Raw genomic sequence first — 4,918 nt, forward strand, 5'->3', positions numbered from 1 at the left:
TTGTTTTTATTATCATTACATAAAAAATCGGAAGAAATGACCGACAAAGAAAAAGAATTAAGATTGAACGTGGCGAAATTCTTAATATATATGATTGCAAACAAACCTGAATCTTTGATATCTCAATTCCTGCAAAGGCTGACTTTTCGAATGCAAGAAAACCGAGTGCAATGTAAGGAGTTTCTTGTAACACTAAGTGCTATCTCAAGTAAAATGCAGCAACGTTCCAGTGACTTCTCCATAAAAAAAGCATATGACGTGTTAAGTTCTGAAAAATATTTCAACACAAAAGAAGAAATAAGATAATTTAAAGGCTACTTACGCCTGTAGTAAGTAGCCCTGCTTATCCCTAACAGATCCCATGGCTTAATTTCTCTTTCTGAGTGAGGATTTTTATTCCGCCCCCCGCCATGGCTTTTTCTCCCTCTGAAAGATTGTAGTTCTGACGTATGTGTTCTGGACACATAATCAGAAAATGATTCCTTTGTGATTTTTCTATGAGTCCATCTGGCAACACTTTTCGAAATCCATTTAACCTCATTTTCATCTAAAGGAGCTGCAAATTGCAGATTATAGGCGCTGGCACGTTCGTAACAGGCTTGCAGCCACTGGTCGAACTCAGGCCAGCCCTGACGGATGGCACGATATGCCCACTTGCGGGTTTTGTCGAACAGGGTGCAGTTACGGCCTAAGCCATAATCAGCGACAATTTCTTTGTCGTTCGCGGCGTTCAGGTCGAGTGAGTCAGCTAACCAGTCCAACGTGTAGAGCGCAGGCTGCCAGACGGCAATTTTCCAGTGACTGTGGTTCGGATTCTTGCAAATTAGCCCCGAATAGCCCGTGTCGGCGCCCAATTTTTTACGTAGCGCGTTCTCTACAGCAGCTGCATAGCGTAACGGTTTCATTTTTCCGTCTGGCGCGGTGCGTATCGAGGTTTTCAGCGCGTAAAGCAGGTGCGCATGTCCGTTTTCTGGATTGGTGATGGTCAGTGTAGGCGCGGGAGCGTTGCGGTCGCTCCAGTCGATAGCTGCGCCGATGCGGTCAACGTCAAATCCCAGCCAGAACATGGCGTGAGGCTGGTTGAACTGGATGTATTTCGCCAGAATGGCGCGTTCTTTCCCTGCGATGCGAACACCAAAGTGCAAATCATCCGAGAAGTACGGTTTGTGCGGTAAGCGGTCGTTGAAAAGTTCGAGTGCTGCGTTACGCAATGTGCCCTGCGCTTATGGCGGGCTGTTGTCTGGCACGGTTCATGTGCTAATATCCTTTCAAGGTTTCGTACCTGGCCCTGGTAATCATGCTCATCCGCCAAGATAGCTCATGATTTCCGGGGCTTCGTTTTTTCTGCTGCCGTTAAAGTTACACGCGAACGGCCTCGCCTGTCGAATTTCTTCTGTCACATCAGCTTAATGCGCCGCCAGTTCATGAAAGAATTTCGGGTTAGCCTGAATGGTGGCCAGCACTTTTGCGGCCAGTCCGGTCGGGTTACGGCGTCCGGTTTCCCAGCTCTTGATGGTGTCGAGGCTGGTTCCCAGCACTTTCGCCATTTCGCTCTGAGTAATATTCAGGTTTTCCCTGATAGCCCTGACGTCTGCCAGCTCGTAGCGGGTCACACGGGCGGGGGCTTTGGTTCCGTTTTTGATTTCAACGGCCTCTTCCAGAGAGGCTTTCAGCTCGTCAAAAAAACTCATGTTACACCTCGTCTTTCAGTCGTTGGGTCAGCTTCTTCAGTTCGGCTTTCTCTGCGTCTGTGATGCTGTCTTTGGTGCTTTTAGGGTAGGCCATCACCAGATAAATCACTTCAGCGGTGGCAAGGAAGTAAATCACCCGCGCACTGCCGCTTTTTCCCTGATTCCCCGTCGCCATCCTGATCTTTCGCAGACCGCCCGTTTTCTGGATGAGGTCACCTTTGTCCGGTGACTCGATAAGCTCTTTCTGGAGCTCTTTGAGTTCATCATCCGTGGCGATTTGCTTTATCTGACGGGTAAACATCGTTGTCTCGATAAACTCAATCGCGTGACTCACGGCTGTCTCCTGTATATTTTAGAGTACAATGTACACCAACAACCACGCTCAGGAAAGCCGCTTTCTGTACCATCAGACGTTACCTAGACCAACCTCGTGAGGGGGTTGCTTGCTTCTCCTGCTGTAACTGCCGTTCCTGCTGCTTTACGAGCGTGTTAATCGGCTCAGATCGCTGCTCAAGCGTTCGACCTGCTCGTACAAACCGTTCAGCTGATTGCTCAAGTTCAGACATACCCTGTCGTTGCGCTCCAGCGCCTGTGAGGTAGTCTCGAACATGCGTTGCAAGTTGCTGTAACTGTCCTGCCACGCCTGCTGCTGTTGTTCGTAGCTTGTCTGTAAGCTTTCTAAGGCGCTCAGAAGCTGCCTTTCCATTTCGGTCATGGTTTTGCCTGTCCTCAGTGATAAAAACGTGCTGTGGCGTTTCTGTGGTGTCTGATGGGGTTATTTCGCGGTGTACTTCAACACGGTGTTTCCGGATGTCGATGTGTATGTCTCTGTGCCATGCGCTTTCTTCGGCAGTACCACCATGTAGGTGTTCTTCTGCTTTTCGTCCTTGTAAATCGCTACCCCCGCGCCGCTCTGGGCTTTCAGGCTCTCCAGTTGCTGGCTGTAGCTGTCCATTTCGTCCAGGCGGGAAGTGATGACCGTTCCCTGATACCAGATTATCCCGCCCAGTATCATGATCAGCAGCGCGGCGAACAGGAATATCCAGCCCAGTGCGCTCAGGAGGGAATATCTGACTATGCCCGTCAGTTGGTCGTTCTGTTCGCGGATAGCGGTGCTGATGCTCTGCGAGCTTGATTTCAAGTCCTCGCAGATAGACGTTTCCAGCTTCTCGAACTCGCGCTTCACGCTCTGCGCGGTATCCTGCGCCTGCTGCTTCGATTTCTCCTCGAAGCCCTTCGCCAAATTTAAAATCTCGCTCATAAATCATTCCTTTCAGTCGGATATTTTTCCCGCCGTCCGGATCGGCAATGCTGATACTGTTTTTGGTTTCCCGCGCCACAGTCAGGCCGTAGCTCTCCAGCTGCTTAACCACATCCTGCCGGCTGCGGATCTCACCCTGCTGCATCAGGTTCATCAGACCGGCGGTGATTTTCTCTGCGGCCTGCTGTTTGTCGCGGGGTAAGTCGCTGGCCTGCGTCATCGGACGGCGGTTAAGGGGGTCATTAGGATCACGTAATCCGAGGCGGTCATTGGTCAGGGTCTGCCACGCATTCACTCTGGGGCGGTCGGCGCGGTCAAAGTAGGGTTGTAGCCGTTTTCCGCTCTGCAATTCGATGTTCGGGATGACAAAATTCAGCTCAAGTCGTCCCTTGTCGCGGTGCTCTACCCAGAGACAGTTGTACTGGTCACGGTCTAATCCCGTCATCAGGGTCTGTTCCCACTCGTCCATCAGGCGGGATTTCTCAGAGTCGGCAATATCCGGCTCCTGAAAAGACAGCACGCCAGAGGTATACGAACGGGCAAAGTCGCAGCTGTCTATCAGTTCGCATACACGGTCAGGATCACCCCGTAATACGGTGGCCTGCTCTCGCTGACGGTCTTTTCCCAGCAGGTAATCAACCGGACCACTGCCAGAACCTGCACCACGGGAATGGATTTTAACGATCACGGTGCTGCTCCAGTAACTCCCCTAGCTGACGGTCGAGGCTGTTCAGGAGGGAAAGCAGTGAGACACGCTCAGAAGGCGTCAGGGAATCGGACTGATTCAGTCGACGAGCGATCTGGTTCAGGTTATTGCCCATACCACTGATCTGTCGAAGCAGTTCGGGCGCAACCTCAGGAACAGGCCGTTTACGTGATGTCTGTTCTCCCAGACCAAGCTGACGCAACCACTCTGCAAGGTGAAGACGGTCGCACCGTTCAAGCAGACGCTGATGCTCAGTCTCGGTCATACGGATTTTGATCTCTTTCGTTCGCTTTTCCATAGGCTCCGCTGAGAAAAAATTCGCACCACTGTGAGAATTTTTCGCAGTGGATGCCGGGGGTTTCGGGGGGCGGCGAGCCCCCTGAACCAGTCACAGACGGAACCTCGTAGAGGGGACGCTGTGTGTACTGGCTTAAAGGGTATTTTCAGTATGCCAGATTCTATGGAAGCTGCAAAAAAACGGACCCTGCAAAAGAGGCTGTTATCTGATATAGGTTGTTTTGGTCTCAAATCGTGTTGATTAGTTTTCAGCTTTGGGTATTTTTTGAATCTGCGGTAGCTAACTATAAGGGAAAATTGTTTATGTGGTGGAGTAAGATTCAGATTGGCATCGACCTTGCGACAAGTGTAACTATCTTTGCGGCAGCCTTAACCTGGTGGATGAACAAGGTGAGGGAGAGGAGAGTGGGCGTTATTGACAGTGCTCGATCCACAATAATAGAAAATATCAACAATGCGACAAATGAAATGGCATTATCTTTTAATGATTTTGCCACATTCACAACATCGATCGAGCGAAAAATAAACACCAAATTACGATTTGGAGAAGATAAATTCATTGATGAAATAGCATCAGGGAGAATAGATGTGGTTGAAATACACACACTTTTCTCAAAAAGCGTAGACACAATGGGAGTGTTTTATGAAAGGGGGGCAACATTAAGATATACAATCTTCCCATCATTATACTCAATAGGGGGGGAAGATGAGGCGGTATCTATTCTAAAAAAAGAAATAAATGATGTCTTAGTCGCGTATAATAAAAGTCAATCCGGGTATATTGCATACATAAAAGAGATAACATCCATATGTGAAAAAATAAAAAAAATAAAAGCCAGCGATCCAAGCGCAGACTTGGTGTCGATCATTCAAGACGAATACATTGGATCTATATTTAGTATTGTTGACGATCCTGACTATGGCATCTTTTTACAAGATTTCTTAGATGATGGTGATGATGAT

At 49.0% G+C, this 4,918-nt stretch carries 7 protein-coding genes; 2 read left to right on the plus strand and 5 right to left on the minus strand.

The window, feature by feature from the left end; genetic code table 11:
- A partial coding sequence (locus AC1MKH_RS25930) for a hypothetical protein (RefSeq protein WP_488452277.1) occupies nucleotides 1-306 on the plus strand: 306 nt, incomplete at its 5' end.
- An 8-nt stretch (nucleotides 307-314) separates the two neighbouring features.
- On the opposite strand, the gene AC1MKH_RS25935 is transcribed toward AC1MKH_RS25930, so the two are convergent.
- The 5 genes from AC1MKH_RS25935 to AC1MKH_RS25955 all read right to left on the minus strand — a co-directional run bounded on the left by AC1MKH_RS25935 (nucleotide 315) and on the right by AC1MKH_RS25955 (nucleotide 3,956).
- On the minus strand, nucleotides 315-1,211 hold the full coding sequence (locus tag AC1MKH_RS25935; RefSeq protein ID WP_327622027.1) for a replication initiation protein: 897 nt from the start codon (nucleotides 1,209-1,211) through the stop codon (nucleotides 315-317).
- A gap of 195 nt (nucleotides 1,212-1,406) precedes the next feature.
- Entirely contained in the window at nucleotides 1,407-1,691 is a 285-nt protein-coding gene (gene nadS, locus AC1MKH_RS25940; protein ID WP_064401064.1) for a NadS family protein, read from the minus strand.
- Between the two features lies 1 nt (nucleotide 1,692).
- Nucleotides 1,693-2,025 carry a type II toxin-antitoxin system RelE/ParE family toxin gene (locus tag AC1MKH_RS25945; RefSeq protein WP_064401063.1) on the minus strand — a complete coding sequence of 111 codons (333 nt, stop codon included), beginning with the start codon at nucleotides 2,023-2,025 and terminating at the stop codon, nucleotides 1,693-1,695.
- Nucleotides 2,026-2,104: 79 nt separating this feature from the next.
- Nucleotides 2,105-3,640: a relaxase/mobilization nuclease domain-containing protein gene (locus AC1MKH_RS25950; protein ID WP_086538495.1), complete on the minus strand. Its 1,536-nt coding sequence runs from the start codon at nucleotides 3,638-3,640 to the stop codon at nucleotides 2,105-2,107.
- Entirely contained in the window at nucleotides 3,630-3,956 is a 327-nt protein-coding gene (locus AC1MKH_RS25955; RefSeq protein WP_064401068.1) for a plasmid mobilization protein, read from the minus strand. Before AC1MKH_RS25955 ends, AC1MKH_RS25950 begins: the two co-directional genes overlap by 11 nt.
- Nucleotides 3,957-4,258: 302 nt before the next feature.
- On the opposite strand from AC1MKH_RS25955, the gene AC1MKH_RS25960 reads away from it, so the two are divergent.
- The coding region (locus AC1MKH_RS25960) for a hypothetical protein (protein ID WP_488452278.1) at nucleotides 4,259-4,918 on the plus strand (660 nt) is incomplete at its 3' end.

The sequence above is a fragment of the Pseudocitrobacter sp. CD920760 genome, assembly GCF_057782505.1.

Coding starts and splice junctions, on each gene's coding strand:
- nadS (WP_064401064.1), bottom strand. CDS start 1,691: ATGAGTTTTTTTGACGAGCTGAAAGCCTCTCTGGAAGAGGCCGTTGAA.
- AC1MKH_RS25955 (WP_064401068.1), bottom strand. CDS start 3,956: ATGGAAAAGCGAACGAAAGAGATCAAAATCCGTATGACCGAGACTGAG.